At 66.8% G+C, this 23,510-nt stretch carries 21 protein-coding genes; 11 read left to right on the top strand and 10 right to left on the bottom strand.

The window, feature by feature from the left end; genetic code table 11:
* Positions 1-74: 74 nt before the first annotated feature.
* Entirely contained in the window at positions 75-1,574 is a 1,500-nt protein-coding gene (locus L2D01_12765; protein WBQ09751.1) for a UbiD family decarboxylase, read from the top strand.
* 5 nt (positions 1,575-1,579) lie between these two features.
* Here the strand turns inward: L2D01_12765 and L2D01_12760 are convergent, their stop codons facing one another.
* Positions 1,580-1,963, bottom strand: coding sequence for a VOC family protein (locus tag L2D01_12760; protein ID WBQ09750.1), 384 nt, complete (start codon positions 1,961-1,963; stop codon positions 1,580-1,582).
* Between the two features lie 139 nt (positions 1,964-2,102).
* Between L2D01_12760 and L2D01_12755 the strand changes: the two genes are divergently transcribed.
* A complete protein-coding gene (locus tag L2D01_12755; protein WBQ11646.1) occupies positions 2,103-2,348 on the top strand; it encodes a type II toxin-antitoxin system ParD family antitoxin in 246 nt (81 codons plus the stop codon).
* On the top strand, positions 2,338-2,631 hold the full coding sequence (locus tag L2D01_12750) for a type II toxin-antitoxin system RelE/ParE family toxin (protein WBQ11645.1): 294 nt from the start codon (positions 2,338-2,340) through the stop codon (positions 2,629-2,631). Before L2D01_12755 ends, L2D01_12750 begins: the two co-directional genes overlap by 11 nt.
* A gap of 358 nt (positions 2,632-2,989) precedes the next feature.
* On the opposite strand, the gene L2D01_12745 is transcribed toward L2D01_12750, so the two are convergent.
* Positions 2,990-3,643, bottom strand: coding sequence for an OmpA family protein (locus tag L2D01_12745; protein WBQ09749.1), 654 nt, complete (start codon positions 3,641-3,643; stop codon positions 2,990-2,992).
* Between the two features lie 295 nt (positions 3,644-3,938).
* Here L2D01_12745 and groES point away from each other — a divergent pair, with 295 nt between their 5' ends.
* Both groES and groL read left to right on the top strand, forming a co-directional pair.
* Complete coding sequence (gene groES / locus L2D01_12740; protein ID WBQ09748.1) at positions 3,939-4,226, top strand: co-chaperone GroES; 288 nt, start codon at positions 3,939-3,941, stop codon at positions 4,224-4,226.
* 57 nt (positions 4,227-4,283) lie between these two features.
* Positions 4,284-5,930 (top strand): chaperonin GroEL, encoded by a 1,647-nt coding sequence (gene groL, locus L2D01_12735; GenBank protein ID WBQ09747.1) that lies wholly within the window; start codon positions 4,284-4,286, stop codon positions 5,928-5,930.
* Between the two features lie 86 nt (positions 5,931-6,016).
* Here the strand turns inward: groL and L2D01_12730 are convergent, their stop codons facing one another.
* From L2D01_12730 to L2D01_12720, 3 genes are all read right to left on the bottom strand, one after another.
* Positions 6,017-6,385, bottom strand: coding sequence for a hypothetical protein (locus L2D01_12730; GenBank protein ID WBQ09746.1), 369 nt, complete (start codon positions 6,383-6,385; stop codon positions 6,017-6,019).
* Complete coding sequence (locus L2D01_12725) at positions 6,385-7,854, bottom strand: ATP-binding protein (protein ID WBQ09745.1); 1,470 nt, start codon at positions 7,852-7,854, stop codon at positions 6,385-6,387. Before L2D01_12725 ends, L2D01_12730 begins: the two co-directional genes overlap by 1 nt.
* Positions 7,855-7,958: 104 nt before the next feature.
* On the bottom strand, positions 7,959-10,631 hold the full coding sequence (locus L2D01_12720) for a PAS domain S-box protein (GenBank protein ID WBQ09744.1): 2,673 nt from the start codon (positions 10,629-10,631) through the stop codon (positions 7,959-7,961).
* Positions 10,632-10,927: 296 nt separating this feature from the next.
* Between L2D01_12720 and L2D01_12715 the strand changes: the two genes are divergently transcribed.
* Positions 10,928-11,923, top strand: a complete 996-nt coding sequence (locus L2D01_12715) for a calcium/sodium antiporter (GenBank protein ID WBQ09743.1) — start codon at positions 10,928-10,930, stop codon at positions 11,921-11,923.
* A 12-nt stretch (positions 11,924-11,935) separates the two neighbouring features.
* On the opposite strand, the gene L2D01_12710 is transcribed toward L2D01_12715, so the two are convergent.
* The 4 genes from L2D01_12710 to L2D01_12695 all read right to left on the bottom strand — a co-directional run bounded on the left by L2D01_12710 (position 11,936) and on the right by L2D01_12695 (position 16,563).
* Complete coding sequence (locus tag L2D01_12710) at positions 11,936-13,360, bottom strand: aldehyde dehydrogenase family protein (GenBank protein WBQ09742.1); 1,425 nt, start codon at positions 13,358-13,360, stop codon at positions 11,936-11,938.
* Positions 13,357-14,970 carry an FAD-binding oxidoreductase gene (locus L2D01_12705; protein ID WBQ09741.1) on the bottom strand — a complete coding sequence of 538 codons (1,614 nt, stop codon included), beginning with the start codon at positions 14,968-14,970 and terminating at the stop codon, positions 13,357-13,359. The genes L2D01_12710 and L2D01_12705 overlap by 4 nt, the downstream gene beginning before the upstream one ends.
* A 13-nt stretch (positions 14,971-14,983) precedes the next feature.
* Positions 14,984-15,631: a hypothetical protein gene (locus tag L2D01_12700; GenBank protein ID WBQ09740.1), complete on the bottom strand. Its 648-nt coding sequence runs from the start codon at positions 15,629-15,631 to the stop codon at positions 14,984-14,986.
* A 110-nt stretch (positions 15,632-15,741) separates the two neighbouring features.
* Positions 15,742-16,563 carry a GntR family transcriptional regulator gene (locus L2D01_12695; protein WBQ09739.1) on the bottom strand — a complete coding sequence of 274 codons (822 nt, stop codon included), beginning with the start codon at positions 16,561-16,563 and terminating at the stop codon, positions 15,742-15,744.
* An 83-nt stretch (positions 16,564-16,646) separates the two neighbouring features.
* Between L2D01_12695 and L2D01_12690 the strand changes: the two genes are divergently transcribed.
* Both L2D01_12690 and L2D01_12685 read left to right on the top strand, forming a co-directional pair.
* The gene (locus tag L2D01_12690; GenBank protein WBQ09738.1) at positions 16,647-17,693 is read left to right on the top strand and encodes a nitrilase; all 1,047 of its coding nucleotides are present in this window, start codon (positions 16,647-16,649) and stop codon (positions 17,691-17,693) included.
* Positions 17,694-17,801: 108 nt separating this feature from the next.
* On the top strand, positions 17,802-18,311 hold the full coding sequence (locus L2D01_12685; GenBank protein ID WBQ09737.1) for a hypothetical protein: 510 nt from the start codon (positions 17,802-17,804) through the stop codon (positions 18,309-18,311).
* Here L2D01_12685 and L2D01_12680 read toward each other — a convergent pair.
* Positions 18,308-20,275: a glycosyltransferase gene (locus L2D01_12680; GenBank protein ID WBQ09736.1), complete on the bottom strand. Its 1,968-nt coding sequence runs from the start codon at positions 20,273-20,275 to the stop codon at positions 18,308-18,310. The genes L2D01_12685 and L2D01_12680 overlap by 4 nt on opposite strands.
* A gap of 153 nt (positions 20,276-20,428) precedes the next feature.
* On the opposite strand from L2D01_12680, the gene L2D01_12675 reads away from it, so the two are divergent.
* From L2D01_12675 to L2D01_12665, 3 genes are all read left to right on the top strand, one after another.
* Positions 20,429-20,656 (top strand): hypothetical protein, encoded by a 228-nt coding sequence (locus L2D01_12675; protein ID WBQ09735.1) that lies wholly within the window; start codon positions 20,429-20,431, stop codon positions 20,654-20,656.
* Positions 20,657-20,683: 27 nt separating this feature from the next.
* A complete protein-coding gene (locus L2D01_12670) occupies positions 20,684-21,355 on the top strand; it encodes a hypothetical protein (protein ID WBQ09734.1) in 672 nt (223 codons plus the stop codon).
* Positions 21,356-21,704: 349 nt separating this feature from the next.
* Positions 21,705-23,483 carry a hypothetical protein gene (locus L2D01_12665; GenBank protein ID WBQ09733.1) on the top strand — a complete coding sequence of 593 codons (1,779 nt, stop codon included), beginning with the start codon at positions 21,705-21,707 and terminating at the stop codon, positions 23,481-23,483.
* Positions 23,484-23,510 lie beyond the last annotated feature (27 nt).

The raw sequence follows: 23,510 nt of genomic DNA, 5'->3' as shown, positions 1-23,510 counted from the left end.
CGCACTGAAATTTCTGGACGCGCGCGCACGCCGCGCCACCTATTGTGCCGCAAATGGCACAAGGCGGAGGCGGCATGGCCTACAAATCCTTACGCGAGTTCATGGCGCTGCTCGAAGCCGAGGGCGATCTCAAGCGCGTTTCAAAGCCTGTCTCCACCCATCTGGAAATGACCGAGATCCAGACCCGCCTGCTGGCCAAGGGCGGTCCGGCGGTATTGTTCGAAAATCCTGTCCATGAAGATGGCCGCCCCAGCGAAATGCCGGCGCTGGTCAATCTGTTCGGCACGGTGGGCCGGGTGGCGCGCGCCGTGACCATGGGCGGCGAGCCGCGCAAGACGGCCGCCGATCTGCGCGAGGTGGGCGAGCTTCTCGCCTTCCTGCGCCAGCCCGAACCGCCGCGCGGCTTCCGCGACGCCATGGAGCTGCTCCCGCTGGCCAAGACCGTGATGGCCATGCGGCCCAGCACCGTGAAAAAAGCGCCGTGTCAGGAGATTGTCCTGACCGGCAAGGATATCGATCTGGACCGCCTGCCCATTCAGGGCTGTTGGCCGGGCGAGCCGGCGCCGCTCATCACCTGGCCGCTTGTGGTCACGAAAGGCCCGTCAGACGACAAGCAGGACGATTTCAATCTCGGCATTTACCGCATGCAGAAGCTCTCCAAGGACCGCACGCTGATGCGCTGGCTCAAGCATCGCGGCGGGGCGCAGCACTATCAGCGCTGGAAGGGCGCGCGGCCCGATCCCTTGCCGGCAGCCGCCGTGCTGGGCGCCGATCCCGGCACGATCCTGGCCGCCGTGACGCCCGTGCCGGACACCTTGAGCGAATACCAGTTCGCCGGCCTCCTGCGCGGCCGCAAGGCCGAGCTGGTGGCGTGCAAGACCGTGCCGCTGAAAGTGCCCGCTGAAGCCGAGATCGTCATCGAGGGCCATGTCCTGCTCGACGAGGACGGGCCGGAGGGACCCTATGGCGACCATACCGGCTATTACAACTCGGTGGAGCGCTTCCCGGTCTTCCAGATCAGCGCCATCACCATGCGCCGCGATCCCATCTATCTGACCACCTTCACCGGCCGCCCGCCCGATGAGCCGAGCGTACTGGGCGAGGCGCTCAACGAGGTGTTCATCCCCCTCATCCGTCAGCAATTTCCAGAGATCATCGATTTCTGGCTGCCGCCCGAAGGCTGCAGCTACCGCATCGCCGTGATCTCCATGAAGAAGGCCTATCCCGGCCACGCCAAGCGCGTGATGCTGGGCGCGTGGTCCTATTTGCGCCAGTTCATGTACACCAAATGGGTGATCGTCGTGGACGACGACATCAATGCGCGCGACTGGAAGGACGTGATGTGGGCCATGTCCACCCGCATGGACCCGGCGCGCGACTGCACCATCATCGAACACACCCCCATCGACTATCTCGACTTCGCCTCCCCTGTCTCCGGCCTCGGCTCCAAGATCGGCCTCGACGCCACCAATAAATGGGACGGCGAAACCAACCGCGAATGGGGCGAGAAGCTGTTCATGGAACAGGAGATTATCGATAAGGTCGACGCGATGTGGGGGGAGTTGGGGCTTTAGGCCCCTCACGCCCTGACCGATTCCCACAGCTCCAGCTTGACCCCGTCCGGGTCCATGATCCAGGCGAAGCGGCCATAGGGGTAGGTTTCCGGCTCGGCGACCAGCGGCACGCCGCGGTCGGCGAGGCGCGCCAGGATGGCGTCGAGATCATCCACCATCAGATTGATCATGATGGGGTGGGGCGAGGGGTCGAAATAGGGGCTGGCCGCGTCAAAGCGGGCGAAGATCGTGCGGGCGCCGTCCTCGAATGTGTCGGCGCTGCGCCGGTGGCGGAAGTCGAACTCGCCATACTCATTGAGGCTCATGCCCAGCACGTCCTGATACCAGGCGCGCGTCGCCGCCGGATCGGCGCTTTTGACAAACACCCCGCCCACACCGATCACCGCCATGACGCGCTCCCCTGTCCATATCCTGTCCGGCGATGAGTTTGCCACGCGGGTGGCGCAGGGGCGAGCCCTTGCGGGGTCGGCGCCTTGATGGCATTTTATGGCAAAGCCTGTCATCGAAAAGGAGCGCGCCTTGGCCACAATGAATGTCTCTCTCCCCGACCTCCTCAAGGCGGCGGTGGATGAGCAGGTCGCCTTGGGGCGCTATGCCAGCGCCAGCGATTATGTCCGCGACCTGATCCGGCGCGACGCGGAGTCGCGTGCCAAGTGGGCCGAGTTCAATCGCCTGATCCAGGAGGGTCTGGATAGTCCTATCGTGGATCAGAGCCTGTCCGAGATCACCAGCGAGGTGCGTGAAGAGGCGCGCCAGCGTGGCTATGCAGATTAGGCTCAGCAGCCGGGCCAGAAGCGATTTTCGCCAGATCTATCTGGCGGGCGCTGAAGCGTTTGGACTGCGCCAGGCGGATGTCTACGCCGAAAAACTTGAAGCGGCCATGGCACGGTTGGCGCATTTCCCCGAGCTTGGGCGAGAGTGGTCCGGCGCAGAGCCGTCTCTGCGATGCCTGTCCCATCCCCCGCACCTGATCGTGTACCGCATCGGTGAGTCGGCGATCGATATCCTGCGCATCCTCCACGCCCGCCAGGCGCCGCCCGAGCTGGGCCAGGCCTGAACCGCGCCCACCCCCCGCGCGCCCTTAACCACCGCTTAACCTCCAGACTTGAATCCGCGTGCAATCTCAGCCGCGTGCAGGCAATTTCCGGTCATGGACACGCACCGGGCGCGAGCCTGCGTCCCCCCTGCCCAGCTGACGATCCGGCGCGTGATCTGACCGCCTGCACCATCCCTGCTGCGCTCTCCCGCGAGGCGCACCCGCCTCTCGTGTAGCCGCCTGAGCCCCTCGTCCCCCCCACCACCGCGACGGCTCGGGCGGCTACACTTTCCTTTCCCTGACATTGTCAGCCCAAACGCCAAACGCCCGGCCTTGAGGGCCGGGCGCTGCGTCTGTCAGGCGTGAGCCTGAGAGATGATTACGAGGTGCGGTGCGGCGCGATGCGGATTTCCACGCGGCGGTTCGCGGCGCGGCCCTCATCGGTGGAGTTGTCTGCGATCGGCTGGGTCAGGCCCATGCCGGCCACGAACAGGCGCTCGCGGATCACGCCGCGGCCGATCAGCTCGGCGGCCACCGAGCTGGCGCGGCGCTCGGAGAGCTGCTGGTTGAACTGGGCCGAGCCGACATTGTCGGTGTGGCCGACCACGTCCACATAGGTCGCCGGATAGGTCTGCAGCACGTCGCCGACATCATGGAGAACGCCGCTGAAGCGCGGGCTCACGGTCGCCGAGCCGGTGGCGAAGGTGATATTGCCCGGCATCACCAGGACCAGATCATCACCCACACGGCGCACGGTCACGCCCGAATCGCGCAGGCGCTCGCGCATGTCGCGCTCCTGGCGGTCCATGTAATTGCCGACCGCGCCGCCGGCCAGCGCGCCCACGCCCGCGCCGATCAGCGCATTGCGGCGGTCATCGCCGCCCGCCAGCATGCCGAGCAGAGCGCCCGCCGCCGCGCCCGCCAGGACGCCTTGTCCGGTGCGGTTCGGGTTGGTGTTGCCGTATTGGTCGGTGGTGGTGCATGCAGCCAGGCTCACGGCCAGGGTTGCGGCGGCAAGAGAACGGATAATCATCTGAGACTCCCTCGAGAATGTCGTATTCGCGCGCCAGGGCAGTCCCGGCGCGCAGGCTTCCGGCCAGGCCGAAGCTTTGATCAACCTAGCATGAACGCGCACTGAACGCATACGTTCCCGATGGCGCAATTTTGTGGCGCCTGTGCGCTGCGCCGCCCCTTGACGCTTGCCAGCGCCCCCCTTACTTCCACGAGCGTTGGCAGCCGGGGCGTGAGAGTGCTAACGCCCCTGTCCCCGGACCGCCAGACAGATACCGGAACGATGAGCGATACCGCTCGATAACGGAGACACGGTCATGAAATTTCGTCCGCTGCACGATCGCGTGCTGGTGAAGCGCGTTGAAGAAGAAGCCAAGACCAAAGGCGGGATCATCATTCCCGACACGGCCAAGGAAAAGCCCCAGGAAGGCGAAGTCGTCGCCGTGGGCGGCGGAGCGATCAAGGAAGACGGTTCGGTCCGTCAACTGGACGTGAAAGCGGGCGACCGCATCCTGTTCGGCAAATGGTCGGGCACCGAGGTGACGGTTGATGGTCAGGAACTCCTGATCATGAAGGAATCCGACATCCTGGGCATTCTGGCCTGAGGCAGCTCGCGATTTCCGCCACCCATCTTCTGAACATCTGAAAAGAGAGAACACCCTATGTCCGCGAAAGACGTGAAATTCGGCGCATCCGCCCGCGAGCGCATGCTGCGTGGCGTTGATATCCTGGCCGACGCCGTGAAAGTCACCCTCGGCCCCAAAGGCCGTAACGTGGTGATCGAGAAATCCTTCGGCGCGCCGCGCACCACCAAGGACGGCGTCACCGTCGCCAAGGAAATCGAACTGGAAGACAAGTTCGAGAACATGGGCGCCCAGATGGTCCGCGAAGTCGCTTCGCGCACCAATGACGAAGCCGGCGACGGCACCACCACCGCCACCGTGCTGGCCCAGGCCATCATCCGCGAAGGCATGAAGTCGGTGGCCGCCGGCATGAACCCGATGGACCTCAAGCGCGGCATCGACAAGGCCGTCCTGAAAGTCATCGAGACCATCAAGGGCATGTCCACCCCGATCAAGGGCTCGTCGGAAATCGCCCAGGTCGGCACGATCTCGGCCAACGGCGAATCCTCCATCGGCGACATGATCGCCCGTGCGATGGAAAAAGTCGGCAATGAAGGCGTGATCACGGTCGAGGAAGCCAAATCCCTCGAAACCGAGCTGGAAGTCGTCGAAGGCATGCAGTTCGACCGCGGCTACCTGTCGCCCTACTTCATCACCGACGCCGATAAGATGCGCGCCGAGCTGGAAGACCCCTACATCCTCCTGTTCGAAAAGAAGCTGTCCTCGCTGCAGGCCATGCTGCCCGTGCTCGAGGCGGTGGTTCAGTCCAACCGTCCGCTCCTGATCATCTCCGAAGACGTCGAAGGCGAAGCGCTGGCCACCCTGGTGGTCAACAAGCTGCGCGGCGGCCTGAAAATCGCCGCCGTCAAGGCGCCGGGCTTCGGTGATCGCCGCAAGGCCATGCTGGAGGACATCGCTGTCCTGACCGGCGGCCAGGTCATCTCCGAAGATCTGGGCATCAAGCTGGAGAACGTCACCCTGGACATGCTGGGCACCGCCAAGAAAGTGTCCATCACCAAGGATGACACCACGATCGTGGACGGCGCTGGCGAGAAAGTCGCGATCGAGGGCCGGGTCAACCAGATCCGCCGGCAGATCGAGGACACGTCCTCCGACTACGACAAGGAGAAGCTGCAAGAGCGTCTGGCGAAACTCGCCGGCGGTGTCGCCGTGATCAAGGTCGGCGGCGCGTCGGAAATCGAAGTGAAAGAGCGCAAGGACCGTGTTGACGATGCCCTGAACGCCACCCGCGCTGCGGTGGAAGAAGGCATCGTGCCGGGCGGTGGCGTGGCTCTGCTCAAAGCCTCCAAAGTCCTGGTCGGCATGACCGGCGACAATGAGGACCAGAACCAGGGCATCCAGATCATCGCCCGCGCCCTGCAGGCACCGATCCGCCAGATCGCCGAGAACGCCGGCGTTGAAGGCTCGATCGTGGTCGGCAAGGTGATGGAGTCCAAGGACGCCAACTTCGGCTACAACGCCCAGACCGAGAAGTACGAAGACCTGGTCGCCTCGGGCGTCATTGACCCGGCCAAAGTGGTGCGCACCGCGCTGCAGGACGCCGCGTCCGTGGCCGCGCTGATGATCACCACCGAAGCGGCCGTGGCCGAAAAGCCGAAGAAAGACTCCGGCCAGTCCATGGGCGGCGGCGGCGGCATGGGCGGCATGGGCGGCATGGACTTCTAAGGAAGCCTGTACCCCCACGACCTTACACCTACGCGAAAGGGCGGCTGGCGACAGCCGCCCTTTTTCTGTTGAGATGATCTGTAAGCTCAGCCCCCCGCCGCCAGCGCCTCGCCGGTCGCGCGCGCCACCGCTTCAGGCTCCAGCAAATCCGATTTCGACACCGGTCCGATCAGTCTGAGAATATCCGACGACGCGCTCACACCTTCGGGCGCAGCGGTGATCAGCAGGACCGGGCCGCGCCAGCCGCTGGCTTCGATCAGGGGCAGGGTTTCGGAAAAACACCCCCAGGGCGGTATGCGGCGGTCGAGTATCACCAGATCGGCCTGCGGCGCCGCGGCGAACGCCTCCACCGTGGCGACATGCGCCAGCGTGTGCTCCGATCCGGAATGCTCCAGCAGGCTGCGCAGGATCAGCGCCTCCACCGGATCATCATCGATCAGGGCGATGCGCGCCACTATGCCGCCGCCCCGTTCAGCCGGGCGTGTAGGGCGTTGACCAGGGCTTGCCCGTCCACAGGCTTGGCGAAGAAGCGGTCAGCGCCCAGCCCGTCCAGGCGCTCGCGCGTATCCTTGGTGACGTCGGCGGTGAGGATGAAGACCGGCAAATCGGCCGGCCCGGCCTCGCCGGCCCGGATGCGGCGCAGCGCTTCATCCCCGCTCATCCCCGGCATGTGCAGGTCCATCAGGACAGCGTCGACCGTTCCCGACCGCAAATGGTCTAGCGCGTCCGCGGCGCAGCCTGTCTGGGTGACGTGGAAGCCGGCCTGGCTGAGCATGCCCACAGCCACATCGCGGTTGACCGAGTGATCCTCCACCACAAGCACGCTGCGTGCTGGGCCCGGCGGTGCAGGGGTGGGCGCGGCTTCGGGCGTGTCCTGCGCGCAGGCCGCCGGAGGCGCAGGCTGCTCGACCCAGAACAGGGCGCCGTGGCCAGGCTCGGAGACCACGCCGATGCGCCCGCCGGCCAGCTCGGTCAGTTCGCGTGCAATGGCCAGACCCAGCCCGGCCCCGCCATGATCCCGGCTCGCGCTCATATCAGCTTGGCTGAAGCGCTCGAACACGCGGCCCTGGAACGCCAGATCCAGTCCCGGCCCTGTGTCTTCCACTTCAAGGCGCAGCCACCCCTGCGGCAGGGCGCGCGCCCGCACGTTCACACCGCCCTGCTCGGTGAATTTCACAGCGTTCGAGACGAGATTGATCAAAACCTGCCCGAAGCGCTGAGGGTCGATCAGAACCGGGCCCTCCAGCGCCGCATCAATCTCGATTGTGACAGCCAGACCCTTGGTCGCGGCGCCCGCCGCCTCCGCCTGCAATGCCTCGTGCACCACATCAGCCAGACGCACCGGCTGCGGGAACAAGGTCAGCTTGCCCGCTTCGATGCGCGCAATGTCCAGAACATCCTCGATCACCGCCTGAAGCGCGCGGCCCGAGGCCCGGATCGTGTCCACATAGCTGCGCTGGCGCGGGTCCAGAGCGGTCATTTCCAGCAATTGAGCCATGCCAATCATCCCGTTGAGCGGCGTGCGGATCTCATGGCTCATATTGGCGAGGAATTCGGACTTGGCCTGGTTGGCCCGGTCTGCGTCAATCAGCGCCGTGTGCAATTCAGATTGCATGCCCTTGATCTTGAGAATCAGCGCGTCGCCAAACAGCACCGCCGGCGTGGCGACGACCAGCGGCACGACGGTTCCGATCATGGCGATCGCGGCGAGCAGCCCCATGGACCCGGCCGGTTCGAACAGATCACGCAATAAAAATCCCAGCGTCAGGGACAGAATCAGGCTGGCTGTCACGATGATGATTACCAGGGCCGTGTTGGCTGTCAGGGAGCTGGACTGCTCTGTTATGTCCAGAACACGGTTCAGCCAGGCTGGGCCCGGCGGCGCGGTTTTGCCCGCCTCAGACCCGATTGCAGTCTCGACCATGGTCGCCCCCCTTTTGACGGCCCAGAATTGAAGGGGCCGGGGCTGGCGTCAAGCCGCCCGCCGATAGCCGCACACTGCAATCAGAGCATGAAACGGACGGAGCCCTACGCCGCAGTCCCCGTCAGGCGCGCGCGCAGGGCGTTGACCAGGGCCGGTCCGTCCACCGGCTTGGCGAAGAAGCGGTCGGCGCCCAGCCCGTCCAGGCGTTCGCGCGCATCCTTGGTGACGTCGGCGGTGACGATGAAGACTGGCAAATCCGCGGCTCCGGCTTCGCCAGCGCGGATGCGGCGCAGCGCCTCGTCGCCCCCCATGCCGGGCATATGCAGGTCCAGAAGCATGGCGTCCACGCCGCCTTCGCGCAGACAGTCGAGGGCGTCCGCGGCGCACTCGGCTTCACAGACCACGAAGCCGGCTTCATGCAGCATGCCGGTCGCCACGGCCCGATTGACCGGATTGTCCTCCACCACCAGCACGCGCCGCGCCGGTCCCGGCGGCGGCGGGGCGGGGGGTTCGGCGCGCGCGGGCTCGACCGGGCTGCAGGGCGGCGCAGGCTGCTCCACCCAGAACAGGGCGCCGTGTCCGGGCTCGGATTCCACGCCGATGCGCCCGCCGGCCAGCTCGGTCAGTTCGCGGGCGATGGCCAGGCCCAGCCCGGCGCCGCCATGGGCCCGGCTGGGGCTCATATCGGCCTGGCTGAAGCGCTCGAACACGCGCACCTGAAGGGCGCGGTCAAGGCCCGGCCCGGTGTCGCGCACCTCAAGCCGGATCCAGCCGCCGGGCAGGGCGCGGGCGCGCACGGCGACCTGACCGTGCTGTGTGAATTTGACGGCGTTGGAGATCAGATTGGTCAGCACCTGGGCCAGCCGCTGGGGATCGACCTTCACCGGCGCCTCCAGGGCAGGATCAATCTCCGTGATGATTTTCAGCCCCTTGCGCGCCACATCGCCGGCCACCGGAGCCAGCGCCTGCACCACAATATCGCCGGTCAGGGCCGGCTCGGGCGACAGGGTCAGCTTGCCCGCCTCGATGCGCGAAATGTCCAGAATATCTTCGATCACCGCCTGCAGCGCGCGGCCGGACGCCCGAATGGTCTCCACATAGCTGCGCTGGCGCGAATCGAGGGCGGTCAGCTCCATCAGCTGGGCCATGCCCAGAACGCCATTGAGAGGGGTGCGGATCTCATGGCTCATATTGGCCAGGAATTGCGATTTGGCGGCGCTGGCGGCTTCGGCGGCGTCGAGCAATTCTTTCAGGCGCAGCTCGGCCGCCTTGCGGTCGGTCAGGTCCTGGGTGATGCCCACAATGCGCAAGGGCTTGCCCGAGGAGTCGCGCGCGACCACGCCAACCTGGGCGAGGATCCAGACCGGCGTGCCGTCCCGCTTGAGAATGCGGTGTTCCGACTGCACCTCGTCCACCTCGCCCTCAATCAGGCCGCGCAGCAATTGGGTCGTCCTCTCAAGATCATCAGGATGGGTGAACGCCCAGGCGTCCTTGGGCGTCATGGGCGAGTCGGCGAGGCCCGGCCGGTCCATAAGCTCGGCGAGCGTTGCGTCCATGCTGACCAGGCCGGTGGCGCCGTCCTGTTCCCAGACCCCGAGCTTGCCGGCCTTCAGGGCGATCTGGGCGCGCACGCCCAGGCGCCGGGCCTGGGCTTCAGCCTCGCGCTCTCCGGTAATGTCCAGCAATGAGCCGGCCATGCGCACCGCCCGCCCTGTCTCGTCTCGCATCGCCTTGCCGCGCACGCGCACATGGACATAGCCGCCGCGGGCATCGCGTATGCGCATGTCCTGATTATAGGGTTCGTCGGTGCTCAGATGATGGCCCGTGGCCGCTTCGATACGCGCGCGGTCTTCGGTATGCAGCTGGTCCATGAAGTCAGCTGTCGGTCCGACCCAGTCGCCCGGCGGGCCGCCGAGAATCTCGTTCAGGCGCGGCGAGAAATAGACCTCTTTGCGCACGATATCATTGTCCCAGATCGCCATAAGAGAGCCGGTGACGGCCAGGTCATACCGGTCGTTGGCCTTGCGCAGCGCCACCTCGGCGTCATGCAGGCCGGAGATGTCGCGCGCCACGACGACATAGCCTCGCCCGCTACCCGGCGCTTCAGGCGGAAGGGGCGCGGCGGACAGTTCGAACCAGCGTATGCCGGTGGACGTCTCGAAGCCGTCGCGATAGCCGCGCACGAGGCCGGTTGCGTCCACCTCGGCCATCAGCGCGCGCCCCATGGCGGCGACTTCCGGGCGCAGCACGTCTTCCAGCATCTGGCCGACCAGAGCCTCCGCCGGCAGCATCAGCAGATCGGAATCGTTGGCGTGTATCGCCATGAACCGGCCCTCATGGTCGACTTCGACAACGATGTCCGGCATGGCGTTCAGCGTCGCCTGCAGCCGGTTGCGCGCCGCGATGGCGGCCTGTTCCTGGATTTTGCGTTCGGTGATGTCGGTATGGACCGCGACAAACCCGTCCACCGCGCCGTCCGGGCCGTAGGTCGGCTGGACATCGATGTTCAGCCAGTACCGTTCGCCGTCCCGGCTCTCGCACAGCATATCGACGCGCACCCGCCGGCCCGCCTCCATCTCACGGCGCAGCATCGGGCCGGTTTCGGGATCGGTGTCGGCGCAGCGCAGAAACTGTCCGGGGTTGTGCCCGCGCACCACATCAAGCGAATAGCCTGTGCGCGTTTCCCACGCCCGGTTGACCCACATAATGGTCAGGTCCGGCGCCATCACCACCAGCATGTGACTGGCGCTCTGGACCAAAGTGGTCAGCCTGCGCATGAGGTCGTTTCTTGAAGGCGTGTCGGGCATCACTCCCCCCGCCGGGTCCGCTATGAATGAAGATATAACCGCAGCCGCGTCCTGTGTGATACCCCGGGCCTGCACTCTTCCGTCACAGGCCGTGCCGGTCTATATCCTGTGCAATCGACCCTTAACCCCCGAGTTTTGTTGAAAGGTGAACCCATGGCCGCTCTGATCGCCCTTGGTCTCTGCTTTGGTGTGTTCGCGATCTTGAACCTGATCGACAACAAGCGCCTCGACTAGCGCGAATCCGTCGCTGAGCGGGGGCTGCGCCCTTGGCTGAAAATCTCCTCCTGATCCTGATGGTCGTCATCGGGATTGTGCTGCTGCTGGCAGGCGGCGACGTGCTGGTGCGCGGCGCCACGGCCATGGCGCGCAAGATGGGCGTGCCGCCGCTGGTGGTCGGCCTCACGGTGGTGGCTTTCGGCACCAGCGCACCGGAAATGGTGGTCTCGGTGGCCGCCGCGATCCAGGGCGCGCCGGGCCTCGCCTACGGCAATATCGTCGGCTCCAACATCGCCAATATCCTGCTCGTGCTCGGCGTGGCGGCCCTGTTCGCCCCGCTGGTCACCCGCGCGCCGGGCGTGCGCACCAACACCGCCATCGCCGCCGTCCTGACCGCCGTGTTCATCGCCCTGGGCCTGAACGGCGAGTTCGGCCTGCGCGAAGGCTGGGTGCTGATCGGGGCCATCGTCCTCTACGTGCTCTGGCTCGCCTGGTCCGCCACCCGGCCCAAGGCCGCCGCCGATCCGCTGCTGTCAGAAATGACCGACGTGGACAATATGGACGGCCTGCCGCGCACGGCCCTCATGATCTCGGTCTTCCTGATCGTGGGCCTCGTCCTGTTGCCGCTGGGCGCCCATTTCGTGGTGTCCAACGGCTCGGTGCTGGCCCGTCAGCTGGGCATCAGCGAAGCGGTCATCGGCCTCACTTTGCTCGCCGTCGGCACCAGCCTGCCCGAGCTCGCCACCGCCATCGTCGCCGCCGTGCGCAAGCAGGCCGCCATGGCGTTCGGCAATATCATCGGATCGAACATCTTCAACATCGCCGCCGTGGGCGGGCTGACCGCGGTGTCGGCGCATCTGGCCGGCGTCTCGGTCACCGTGGACCCGATCTTCCTGCGCTTTGATTTCTGGGTCATGGCCGGCGCCATGTTGGCCGGCGCGGCCTTCGTGTTCACCCAGCGGCCCATCGGCCGCGTGGCGGGCGTGGTGCTGTCGGGCGGCTATGCCGCCTATCTCGCCGCGCTGGTCTATATTCACCTGGGCTGACGCCGCACCACCTCACCCCTCTTCGCGGAACGCCGCCAGCGGGGCGGGCGCGCCGGTATTGGCGATCAGCGCCTGGCGGCGGTAGAAGCGGGTCAGTCCGGCTGCGCCCATGCGTGACGGCCCAAGGCCCGATTGCCGGAAGCTCTGCTTTTCCGCCTCATAGAACAGCGCCGTCAGCGCCGCGTCATTGAGCGAGACCGCGCCCGCTTCCAGGCGCCGTGCGATGGCTTCAGCCTCATCAAGATCACCGGCGAACACCGCCGCGGACAGGCCGTAGACCGTGTCATTGGCCAGCGCGACCGCCTCATCCACATCCTCAAACGCCATCACGGGCAGGACCGGACCGAACGTCTCCTCGGTCATCACTGCCATCGTGTGGTCGACGTTGGAGAGGACGGTGGGCCGGATCCACAATCCCCCGCCATGGCGCTCCACCTTGCCGCCGGTGTGCACGCGCGCGCCTTTGGATTTCGCATCCTTGATCTGTCCGGCGATCAGATCGGCCTGTTTTTCAAAGATGATCGGACCGATCTCGCCTTGCGTGATGTCGGGCCAGTTGAGCCTCACGCCTTCAGCCGCCTCCACCAGGCGCTCCAGGAAGGCGTCATGGATCGCACGGTCCACATAGATGCGCTCGATGGACTGGCAGGCCTGCCCGGTGGACAGGACCGAGCCGCGCAAGGCTGCGCGCACCGCCAGCTCCAGATCGGCGCTGCGGGTAATGATCAGCGGGTCCTTGCCGCCCAGCTCCAGGAAAGCCGGGATCAGGCGCCCGGCGCAGGCTGCGGCCACCTTGCGCCCCGTGGGGACCGAGCCGGTGAAGCAGATGAGATCACTCACCGCGATGACCTGCTGGCCGGTCTCCCCGGCGCCGGGCGCAAACGCGATCAGGTCAGACAGGCCGGCTTCTGCAATGCTCGCCGCCACCGGTTCGGCAAAGCGCGGCGTCACCTCGGACGGCTTGATCAGCACCGCGCAACCGGCGGCCAGCGCCGGGATGGCGTCGATCAGCGACAGGGTGAGGGGGAAGTTCCACGGGCTGATCACGCCCAGCAATGGATAGGGGATGTATTGTCCTGAATGCTTCAGCGCCGGATTGCTGCGCCCCGGGGTCCAGTCAGCCTTCGGCGCCAGCGCCGGCGCGCCCGCCGCCCAGCCGCGGATCGAGGCGCAGGCGCCTTGCACTTCCATGCGCGCCACCCGCCGCCGCCCGGTATCGGCCTCCAGCGCGGCGGCGATGGCGTCGATTTCGCGGGCCATGATATCGGCCCAGCTGACGAGGCGCGCCAGGCGCTCTTCGATTGATAGCGACGCCCAGCCGGGCTGAGCCGCGCGCAGGCGGGCCGCTGTCCCGGCAAGCTCCGCCTCCGAAGGCGGCGTGAAGCGGTAATCGGTTTTGCCGGTGCGCGGACTGCGTACGGATATCGCTCGGGTCATGACTCGCCGTCCAGTCTCAGGGCGCCAGGATTGATCATGTCGTGCGGGTCCAGCTCGGCCTTGATCGCGCGCAAGAGCGCCAGCGCCGGAGCTGACCGCGTGCGCGCCAGCGGATAGGTGCGCCCGATCTGGAAATGCGCCGCGCCATAGCGGGTGAAAATATCCACCACCGCCGTTCGCGCTTCGGCCACCAGCGCGGTCGCCGCCGGGTCGGCGGGCCCGGGTTTCAGGGATTTGAGATAGCCCGCCTCCACATGCGCGCGGTGCAGACCGAACAATTCATCGGGCCACAGGAAAACCGGCTCCACCAGAAAGCCGGTGGTCCCCAGCGTCGTCACCAGAAAGCCGGTGGTGACGCCATGGGCGTCAAATCGGGGTTTCAGGCTGGCGAACAGCGCCTCGATCTGCGCCCAGCAGGCCGGGCCGTCATCCATGGCGACGATGCCATGGACCGGCACCCAGCGCTCGGCGCTCGGGCCGATCATATTGTTCAAGGGCGTGAAGGGGTTGGCGCGGATCACCTTGGGGATGGTCGGCTCGACGCTGCGCCCGCCCGCGCGTTCGGCGAGCTCCGTCAGCTGGCGCATCGCATCGTCCGCCCCGGCTTTGGAATGGCTTTCGGTCACCACATGCAGGTTGAAATCAGCCTCGCCCAGGAATGACCGGCCCGCCAGCGCCATTTTCGCGCCCTCGGCCAGGCCCTTCATCAGATTCTTCTGCCCCGTCACCACTTTGCTGAGGGTTTTGGCGTCGCTCATCAGCGAGGCGCGCTTCATGCGCACGGCGGTCAGGCCAGGATCAAAGGCGAACAGCTCGCACGCCAGCCCGGTGCGGCCCATGGAGGCCAGGGCGGCCGCGCAGGAATCACGGCTCGCGAAGGAAAAGCTCGCCCAGCGCTCATGGGCCGGGGCGGGGATCAGGCGCAGCGTGATCTCGGTCTTCACCCCCAGCGCCCCGGCATCGCCGCAGAACAGGCCGGTCAGGTCAGGCCCGTAATGACGGAAGAAGGGGCGGGCGGGCCCGGCGCCGGTCTCGCCCGACGCGGTTCCGGTGCGCAGTATCGCGCCATCGGGCAGGGCGACGGAGACGGACAAGACGCTGTCGGCGGTCGGGCCATGCACGCCGGCGCCGAAGAAGGCGTTGTTCTGCGACACGCCCCCGCCGATTGTGGAGGAAATGCCCGACAGCGGCCCCCAGAACGGGGTGCGCAGGCGGGTGGGCGCCAGCGCCTCATGCAGCGTCTTCCAGGTGCAGCCCGCCTCCACGCGCACATACATGCCCGCTTCGCTGATCTCGAGCACCCGGTTCATGCGTGTCGTGTCGAGACACACGCCCCCGGGCCGGTCGGCCAGATAACCGCCCGTGTAGGACATGCCCCCGCCGCGCGGATAGATCGCTGCCCCGGCTTGCGCGCAGGCGCGGACCAAAGCCGCGCACTCGGCCTCGCTGGCCGGACTCGCCACCAGATCCACACGCGCGCCTTCGCGCCAGACATCCTGGGAATACAGGGTTCGGGCGGCGTCGCCAGTATGGACGTGACCGGCGCCGACAATCCCCGACAGGGTGGCGGCGAGGGTTCCTGCTGTGGCCGCTTCGGCGGTGCGGGTCATGGCGATACTCCCTCTAGACCGGCTGCAGCACGCCGAGCGCGGCAGCGCCCAGCACGGCGGCCCAGATCACGAACACCCAGATGCGGGCCTTCGACAGGCTGGCGCGCACGGTTGTCTCGGAGGCGTCATCGCCCTGGCCCGCCGCAATCTGTCCGAAGGCCGGACCAAACGGCGCCAGCACAAGCCGCACCATCAGCCCGGCGAACACCGCCAGCGCCAGCACTAACAGCTTGCCCGCAATGAACAGGGGCAGGACGATCAATCCGGCGAGCCCTGCCGCGCCCGCGCCGGCAAAGCCGATCAGCGCGACAATCCGGATCGCCATGTCGATGCGCTTGGCCAGCCCGTCCGGCCCGGCTTTCAGATGCACCATCCAGGCTGCTGCCGCCCACACCAGCGCCAGCGCAAACGCTGGCGCGATCCACACCGCGTCGATCTGCAGCCAGCCCTCATACACCGCCAGCGCAAAGCCGGTGGGGAAGGCGAAGATCAGCGCCATGCGCGGCGCCATGTCCACATCCATCAGGATTTTCGCGGCCGCGGCCCGTCCAGCGGGCGGGCGGGCCGGATCGGCTACGATCCGGCTGGCGACAAACGCGCCCAGATCACCGCCCAGCCAGTAGACGAGGATGAGAATGTGGAGAAGTTCCAGAAGCGCCATCGCCCGCCGTCCGCTCGCATTACCCCTTGATCAGCCGGCAGGACCGGCTTCAAATGGTATAGTTATATATCTTTTGGGCGGAGGGAAAGACGATGGGAGCGGCGCGCGCCTTAGCTCATTTCAGCTTCGCTCCAGTCGTCATCGGCGGCGCCCTTGCGCACCAGACGCATGTGATAGCGGAAGCGTTCAGGCCGGTAATAGGCGATGATATGCTGCACCGCGCGCCCGTCCGCCCCGCGCATGATGCGTTTGATCTTCAGCAGCGGCGATCCTGGCGAGATGCGCAGCGCCGAAGCGATCAGCGGCTCGGCGGCTACCGCCGTGATGGTCTGGTCGGCCTCCACAGTCTCCGCCCCCGCCCGGCGCAACAATTCCTGCATGGGCTGGGTTTTCAAATCCTCTTCGCTGTAACGCTGCGCGATCTCCCACGGCACATGGGTGACCAGATAGGAAAACGTGTCGCCCTCCAGCGAGCGCAGGCGCACTGCGCGCTGCAGCTTGCAGCCCGGGTCCAGCGTCATCTCAAGCGCCAGATCCTCGCTGGCGCGCACCAGTTCGGCTTCAAGAAGCTGGACCTGGGTCTCCAGCCCCATGCGCTTGAGGGCGTCGAACAGCGTGTCGAACCGCCCTTCCACCACCGGCGCCGAGGCGTTGTGGGTGACCACCGTGCCGCGCCCGCGATGGCGGGTGACGAAGCCGTGGGCGGCCAGCTCGTTCATGGCGCGCTTGACGGTGATGCGCGAGACATTGAACAGCCGCGTCAGCTCCTGCTCGCCCGGCAGGATCGCGCCTGCGGGAAATCCGCCCTCGCGAATCCGGTCGCGCAGCACCAGAAAGATCTGGTGATAGAGCGGCGTGGGCAGGGTCTCGTCGATCAAATCGGGCGCCAGCCGCGGCGCAGCGCCGCCGTCCAGCCTGGAAGTGGGGCTCATGTCTGGCCTGCTGAGGTCCGTGACGGATTGTTCATGTCCGGACTATGTCTTGGGTTCGCACATGACTGCAAGGAGACAGTGTGATGACGCAATCTGACCCCGCCTATACGGCGCTCGCCCTGCAGTCTCTGTGCGAGACGGTGAACGCCTGCCCGGACGGCGAGAGCGCGCGCGCCCGCATGCTCGCCTCCATCGCGCGCATCCGCGCCGAGATCGCCGGCTCCATCGCCTTTATCGGCCCGGATGTGCGCCTGGTGGTGTTGCCCGAATATGCGCTCACCGGCTTTCCCATGCGCGAAACCGCCACCCAGTGGCGCGGCAAGGCGGCGATCAGCGCGGACGGGCCGGAGTTCGAGGCGATGGCCGCCATCGCTTCGGACTTCAACATCTTCCTGGCCTGGAACGGGTATGAGACTGACCCGCACTTCCCCGATCTCTATTTCCAGGCCTGCGTGGTGATCGATCCGTCCGGCGCGCAGGTGCTGCGCTACCGGCGCCTCATCTCAATGTATGCGCCCAGCCCGTATGACGTGCTGGACGCCTATCTTGACGCTTATGGCGAGGAGGCGCTGTTCCCGGTGGCCGATACCGCCATCGGCCGGCTGGCGGCCATTGCGTCCGAAGAGATTCTTCACCCCGAGATCGCCCGCCTGCACGCGGTGCGCGGGGCGGAGGTGTTCGTGCATTCCTCGTCTGAAGTCTCGAGCCCCCAGGCCACGCCCAAGAACATCGCCAAGCAGGCGCGCGCCATCGAAAACCTCGCCTATGTCGTCTCAGCCAATACCGGCGGCATGACCGGCACGCCGATCCCGCAGGCGAGCGCCGACCGCGGCTCCAAGATCGTCGATCCGCGCGGGCTGATCATCGCCGAAGCCGCCTCCGGCCCGTCCATGTGCGCCTATGGCGAGGTGGATGTGGGGCTGGTGCGCCGCCTGCGCCGCAAGGTGTCCATGGGTAATCTTCTGGCCCGCCAGCCGATGGAGCTGTGGGCGCGCGCCTATGCCGGCGCCGCCATCCATCCGCCTGAAACCCTGATGGCGGATGGCGCGGTGACGACCCCCGCCAAGGAATTCTACCGCGAGCGTCAGGCCAGCGTGATCGAGGCCCTGGCCAAACGCGGCGTGATCTGAAGGCGCCCTGTTCAGGGGAGGGCGTTGCCGGTGACGCGCGCCTAACCTCCCGTTCGGTGAAGCCGGACCGGCCTTGATGACCGGCCGGCGCCAGAACGGGGATTAGTCATGAAACACTATCTTGCCGCCGCCGGGGCGGCGATCATCCTGGCCGGCGCAGCGTCGGCCCAGGAAGGCCAGGTCATGCTGATGGGCGACACCGCCATGAGCTGTCAGCAGATCATCGTGGCCGCCACCGAGCAGACCGAGATTCTCGGCGGCTCGCCCGAGGGCGGCTTGCTGGGCAGCGAATACGCGGTGGGCGCCGCCACGGCGCTGGCCCAGCAGGGCGCGCTGATGTCCGGCGCGGGCCGGGCGATCCCGGGTCTGGGCATGGTGGGCGGCATGATGGGCCGCGCCGCACAGCGCCGCCGCGAGGAAGAAGAAGCCCGCCGCGCCATCGCCGAAAAGCGCTGGTATTTCCTCAACGGCCTCTATGGCGGGCGTGATTGCGACGAGGTTCTGCGCCGCGAAGCCGAGGCGGCCGCCGCTGCAGCCTCTGCCCCGGCTCCCGAGCCCGTTTACGAGCCCGCAGATGAGCCCGCCTACGAGCCAGCCTCTGAAGGCGACGGCCGCTAGGCGCCTGTAGCGCCGCCATGCGCTCCGCCTGGCCCGGGCTGCTCCGGGAAGGGCGGGGCCTGGCGTGGCTTGGGCGCTGCGAAGGCCTTGTCCTCGCGCCTGGCCGGATAGATCAGCGAGAGGGTCGAGCCCAGCGTGTAATAGGAGCGCAGGAAGCGGAAACCCATGTACAGCGGCAGGATCAGGATGAGATCAAAGCGCCGCCAAAGGATCAACACCGCCAGCGCCAGCACGAACGGCATGCCCAGCACCACCGCGACCACCGTGGCGAAATGGGGGTGTCCGTACACGCCGCCGAACAGCAGAAACACGATCACGCCATAGATCAGCAGCGGCGTCATCATGGCGCGCCGCGCCCCGTTGAGCAGGGTGAAGGGCAGCACCACGCAGCCGATGATCGACCCGTTGGCGAACAGCACCCGGCGGTTGTGGGCGGTGACGTGATAGAGCGAGCGGAACCAGCGCGTGCGCTGCTCGCGCAGGAAGGCCAGGGTGTCCGGCGTCTCGGTATAGAATTTCGCGCGCGGGTCCGACACCATCCGCCATCCCAGGCTGGTCATGGCCAGGGTGATGTCAGTGTCCTCGCCATTCATGCCTTCGGTAAAGCCGCCCGCCTCGTCCAGCGCGGACTTGCGGTAGATCACGAACATGCCCGGCAGGCCGAAAATCCCGCCAAACGCGCCAAAGCTCACCTGCACAAACCCGTGGCGCAGCAGCACCTCGATGGCGCGCACCTTGGACGGGAGGCCTTCGCCCTCATGGGGCAAAGGCAGTCCGCCCACGCCGCCGACCTTGGCGTTGGCGAAATGGCGCATGGCGATGCGGATGGCGTCCGGCCCGATGGTGGTGTCGGCGTCGATGCGCACGACGAACTCGTCTTCGATCATGTCGAGACCGCGATTAAGCGCCTTGGCCTTGCCGGGGATCTGGCTGGAATCCACCGTCCAGCCGGACAGATGCGTGCATTCGGCCAGCGTGGTTTCGGCCAGGCGCGCCGTGGCGTCGCTGGAGTTGTTCTCCATCACCACAACGCGCACCGGCCCGTCATAGCGCGCCGCGGCCGCGTCCACCGCGCGCAGGGTTTCATGGATCTGGTGCGCCTCGTTGTGGGCGGGGACAAGCACCGTCACCGGCGGGGAGAAGGCGCGCCGGCGCGAGACCATGTTGCGGATCCAGCCAATGGCGGCGAGCTGGCCGGTCATCAGCTGCTGGGCCAGGAACACGCCCGGTCCCATCCCGCCCAGAATGGCGATGGAGCGCAGATAGCCCGCCTCGTCGCCATAGACCGTCGCCACAATGATGGCGATCACCGCCGCGATCAACGCGGCGATGAACAGGATGGCGTACTCATGCACCTTGCCGGTGCGCAGATTGGCGACGCCGGAATCCACCGGCAGCCGCGCGTTTGAAATCAGCGTGTGGGGAAAGATCACCAGCCCGGCCATACCCGCCAGGAATTGTTGGAAATGGATCGGCCAGACCGCATCCACGAACCGCCAGCTCAGCCATGCGCCCCCGTCAATGATGGCGCACGCCGCCACAAACTTGGCCAGGAACAGAAGCGCCAGCCTGCCCCGCGTCACCACCGAGCCATAGGCGAACAGCGCGTAGGTGAGGAAGAACGCCAGGATGAAGCTGCGCACCGGCAGCATGGAATTGACCCGGTCGGCGCTGAAAATCACGTAGTCGCGCGGGATCGCGAGGTCGAGCACGCCGGTGCGCGCCAGTTCGGGCAGCGCCAGCACGATGATCGAGATGAAGGCGAAGGCGACCAGCGCGGTATCCTGGACCATGCGCGGGCGGGCGACGGACACGGCCTTGGGCGCGGAATCCACCGAGCGGAAGAAATCCGCCGACCGTCCCGTGCTGTCCAGACGCGCTGCGTCCGGCGCGCGTTTGGCGTCCGGACGGGCAACCGGCTCCGCCGTTTGTGGACGCGTCTGCGTCCTGATGCCGTCTTCCATATGCGTCCCCTGGCCTCGAAATCGCCTGATGCGCGCCCTTCAAGGCCCGCAATCGCACCCCATGGCTCTATCTTAACGCCCGATTAACCGGCAAAATAAAGGCCAAAACCGACATCGGCCAAATCGGGGCTGATCGAGATTGAGGGGGATCGCATGCGCATCACGTTCGCCGCCGCAGGACTGGCGCTCTTGACCGGGGCCGCCGCCGACGCCCAGGAGGGCCGGTTCGAGTTCAATTCGGACAACATGATCGCGCGCGATGACCCGTTCTCGCCCGATGACGAACTGAGCGCCGGACCGGGCGGCCAGCCTTTCGGCCTGGCCACCGGGTTTGATTCCAACAATTGGGGCCGCTGGGTGCAGCCTTTGTCGGGCCGCTAGGTCCTGCGGTTCGAGCAGCAGGTGCGCGTGCGCAGCTATTTTGATCGCGACGGGCTGGATTCCCTTCTGCTCACCCCGCGCATCCAGTACTGGAACACCACGCAGGACAATACAATCCAGTTCCGCCTGTCGGCGGCCTACAGCCATTTGACGCGCGATGGCTCGGCTCAGTGGACCCGGCCCGAGGCCGAGGCGCAGCTGCGCTGGCGCCCGCGCGGCGACCGCACGCTGGAAACGGTCGGGCGGCTGCGCCTCAACGCCTATGATTTCCGCGGCGCGGCCCTGCAGGGCTTGAGCTCCACGCGCGTGCGCGCCGGGGTCGAGCAATTCGTGCGCGCCCCGGACGATGCCTGGGAAGTGCGCCTGTCGGCATTCCGCGAAACCGCTGACGCAGACAGCGAAGCGTTTTCGTTTGACGAGACCCGCCTGGGCGCCGCCGTCACCTGGCGCGCCGGGACCCGCACCACGCTGGGCCTCGCCGCCGATTACCGCGATCGAGACTACAAGGACGCGTTCTCTCTGGCGGTTCCGCTGGAGCGCTCCGATCAGCGCCTGCTGACCGAAGCGCGCGTGGAGCACCAGCTCGGCGAGCGCGCCACCGCGTTTGCCGCGGCCGGCTATCTGGACAATCAGTCCAACATTGCGTCGCGCGACTATGGTGGCGCAGTGTGGCGGCTGGGCGTGCGTTTCCGGTTCTAGGGGCGGCAGTTGCGCGTGAACGGAACCAAGTGACACATTCGCGCCTTAAACATGCCTTCCCGGGGCCGGAAAGCAGACCTTTCCAAGCCGCAATGGGGAACCATGTCTGACGTAATGAAAAATTTCCTAACGCCCTGGGGCGGGGCGAACGAGCAATTGCTCAAAAGGGGCTGACATGAAATCCAATCATGAGGACAAGCGGCGCTTTCCGTGGTTTTCGGCGTCGCTGGGCGTCATTGCGCTGGCGAGCGTCGCCACGCTCTTCGTCTCCGGCCAGCTCAACGCCGGCTAGGGCGATTTCGGCACGTTCGTCACCCGCACCGCCGAGCGCCTGACCAATGCCCAGGCCGTGATCGGCGTGGAAGGCCGCCACCGTATCCGCTTTGAAGACGCGGGCGCCGAAGCCGGCGTTGTCGTCGCGGGATTTCCGTCTTTCGCCTCTGTGAACCTGCCGCTGGTGCGCGACCAGGCCCCGCGCGCCGTGCGCCTGGTGCTGACCGGCGAGCAGGATGTCGGTCCCGACACGGTGACCGCCCTGCAGGTGACGGTGAATGGCCGGCGCGTGATGGAGCGCCGCCTGACCCCGGGCCGGCGTACCTTCAACTGGGTGTTTGACCTGACCGAAGATCTGGCGGGCGCCTCGGAAGCGCGCGTCGCGTTCCAGCTCAGCGGCGACCTGCCCCAGGATTTGTGCCACAACGAGCGCTCCATGGGCGCCATGGTGGCCTTCACCGCTGATTCCGGCGTCGAGGTGGACCTGGACGGTCCGCTGACCTCGGTGCGCGACGTGATGGCGCTGACCCCGCACCACGTGACCATCGGCATGGACGAAGGCGACGCCTGGTTCGAGCTGGCGGTGCGTCTGGGGGCGCGCCTGGCCCGCAACGGCTATGAGATCGACATGGTCGATCTGTCCACGGCCGCCGAGATGGTCCAGCCGGGCACGCGCGGCCTGATCCTGGCCGCCTCGCCCGAGGCGTTGCGCCGGGCCGGCTTCACCCCCGTGCGCGAACGCGCCCCGGCGGGCGCGGGCCTGTATCGCCGCGCCGGCGCCACGCTGGTGGCGCCGATGGACGCCGAACGTTTCGAGACTGTGAGCTTCCTGACCAGCGAGTTGGCCTCCATCGCGCGCTCCGACGTCATCGACGCGGTGTTGTTCGAAGATCTGTCTGCGGATGCGTCTATGACGCCGCTGTCGGCCTTTGGCGCGGACACCTCGGTGCAGAACATCGCCAACAGCCGCACCTGGCGGATGGACTATGCGCTGGCGGATCTGCCCGGCGGACGCTTGCCCGAGGCTGTGTCCATTGACCTGCGCCTGTCCGAAGGCCCGGATGGCTTCACCAATCTGGTGCACACCGTCCTCAACGGCGAAATGATCGATTCGCGCCGTCTTCAGCCTGGCGTGGACAGCCGCTTCGCCGTCGGTCTGCCCCCGCACCTGCACAATCTGAATAATGAGCTGTCCATCACGCTGCAGCGCCATCGCGATGTCGGCGGCTGCGAAATCAGCCAGCAGCGCTTCCCTGTCCAGCTCAGCGCCGAAAGCGGGCTGATGCTGGCGCGCGGCGCCGGCGCGGCGGGTTTCACCGCCTTGCCGCCGGTGTTCAGCGATGCGCTGCTGGTGCGCCTTCCGTCCGAGATGGACGCGCCCGAGCGGCTGATCACCGCGCGGGTTGCGGCGGAGTCCATCGCCCGCTTCGCGCCGCGCCGGGCCGATCTGACCTTCGAGTTCGCTGTTGTGGACAACGGGTCTTCCGACCGGGTGACGCGCCCCTTCCTGGCGATCAACAACATGCCGGGCAATGCCGAGGCGCCGCTGCGCGTCTATGCCGACCGGCTGGTGATGGATTCACGCGCCTACGCCGCCGATGCGGATGTGCGCGCCCTGTCTGACCTGGCCCTGCTTCAGGTGTCGCGCGCGCGCCTGAACCCGAATGCGCCGCCCAGCGAACCGGCGGTCTATGTCAACGGGCTCGTGGTGCACGCCATCGACCAGGCGCCGTCCATGATGGGCGCCACCCTGGGCCGGGAGTTCGTCTCCATCGTCCACGCCGATGGTGAAGCGGTCGCCCCGCGCAGCGCGTCGGCCGCCGGGATCGCCGAGGCTCTGCCGCCGCGCGGCTAGGGTGACAGGCCCGCCGCTGGCCGCCTC

This window comes from Hyphomonadaceae bacterium ML37 (genome assembly GCA_027627685.1).
In the GTDB taxonomy this organism is placed as follows: Bacteria; Pseudomonadota; Alphaproteobacteria; order Caulobacterales; family Maricaulaceae; genus Oceanicaulis.
This window is presented reverse-complemented; position numbering and strand designations above follow the sequence as displayed.

Bases quoted from the DNA above. Each gene is read 5' to 3' on its own strand.
- L2D01_12765 (WBQ09751.1), top strand. From the start codon at position 75: ATGGCCTACAAATCCTTACGCGAGTTCATGGCGCTGCTCGAAGCCGAG.
- L2D01_12760 (WBQ09750.1), bottom strand. From the start codon at position 1,963: ATGGCGGTGATCGGTGTGGGCGGGGTGTTTGTCAAAAGCGCCGATCCG.
- L2D01_12755 (WBQ11646.1), top strand. From the start codon at position 2,103: ATGAATGTCTCTCTCCCCGACCTCCTCAAGGCGGCGGTGGATGAGCAG.
- L2D01_12750 (WBQ11645.1), top strand. From the start codon at position 2,338: ATGCAGATTAGGCTCAGCAGCCGGGCCAGAAGCGATTTTCGCCAGATC.
- L2D01_12745 (WBQ09749.1), bottom strand. From the start codon at position 3,643: ATGATTATCCGTTCTCTTGCCGCCGCAACCCTGGCCGTGAGCCTGGCT.
- groES (WBQ09748.1), top strand. From the start codon at position 3,939: ATGAAATTTCGTCCGCTGCACGATCGCGTGCTGGTGAAGCGCGTTGAA.
- groL (WBQ09747.1), top strand. From the start codon at position 4,284: ATGTCCGCGAAAGACGTGAAATTCGGCGCATCCGCCCGCGAGCGCATG.
- L2D01_12725 (WBQ09745.1), bottom strand. From the start codon at position 7,854: ATGGTCGAGACTGCAATCGGGTCTGAGGCGGGCAAAACCGCGCCGCCG.
- L2D01_12720 (WBQ09744.1), bottom strand. From the start codon at position 10,631: ATGCGCAGGCTGACCACTTTGGTCCAGAGCGCCAGTCACATGCTGGTG.
- L2D01_12710 (WBQ09742.1), bottom strand. From the start codon at position 13,360: ATGACCCGAGCGATATCCGTACGCAGTCCGCGCACCGGCAAAACCGAT.
- L2D01_12705 (WBQ09741.1), bottom strand. From the start codon at position 14,970: ATGACCCGCACCGCCGAAGCGGCCACAGCAGGAACCCTCGCCGCCACC.
- L2D01_12700 (WBQ09740.1), bottom strand. From the start codon at position 15,631: ATGGCGCTTCTGGAACTTCTCCACATTCTCATCCTCGTCTACTGGCTG.
- L2D01_12695 (WBQ09739.1), bottom strand. From the start codon at position 16,563: ATGAGCCCCACTTCCAGGCTGGACGGCGGCGCTGCGCCGCGGCTGGCG.
- L2D01_12690 (WBQ09738.1), top strand. From the start codon at position 16,647: ATGACGCAATCTGACCCCGCCTATACGGCGCTCGCCCTGCAGTCTCTG.
- L2D01_12685 (WBQ09737.1), top strand. From the start codon at position 17,802: ATGAAACACTATCTTGCCGCCGCCGGGGCGGCGATCATCCTGGCCGGC.
- L2D01_12680 (WBQ09736.1), bottom strand. From the start codon at position 20,275: ATGGAAGACGGCATCAGGACGCAGACGCGTCCACAAACGGCGGAGCCG.
- L2D01_12675 (WBQ09735.1), top strand. From the start codon at position 20,429: ATGCGCATCACGTTCGCCGCCGCAGGACTGGCGCTCTTGACCGGGGCC.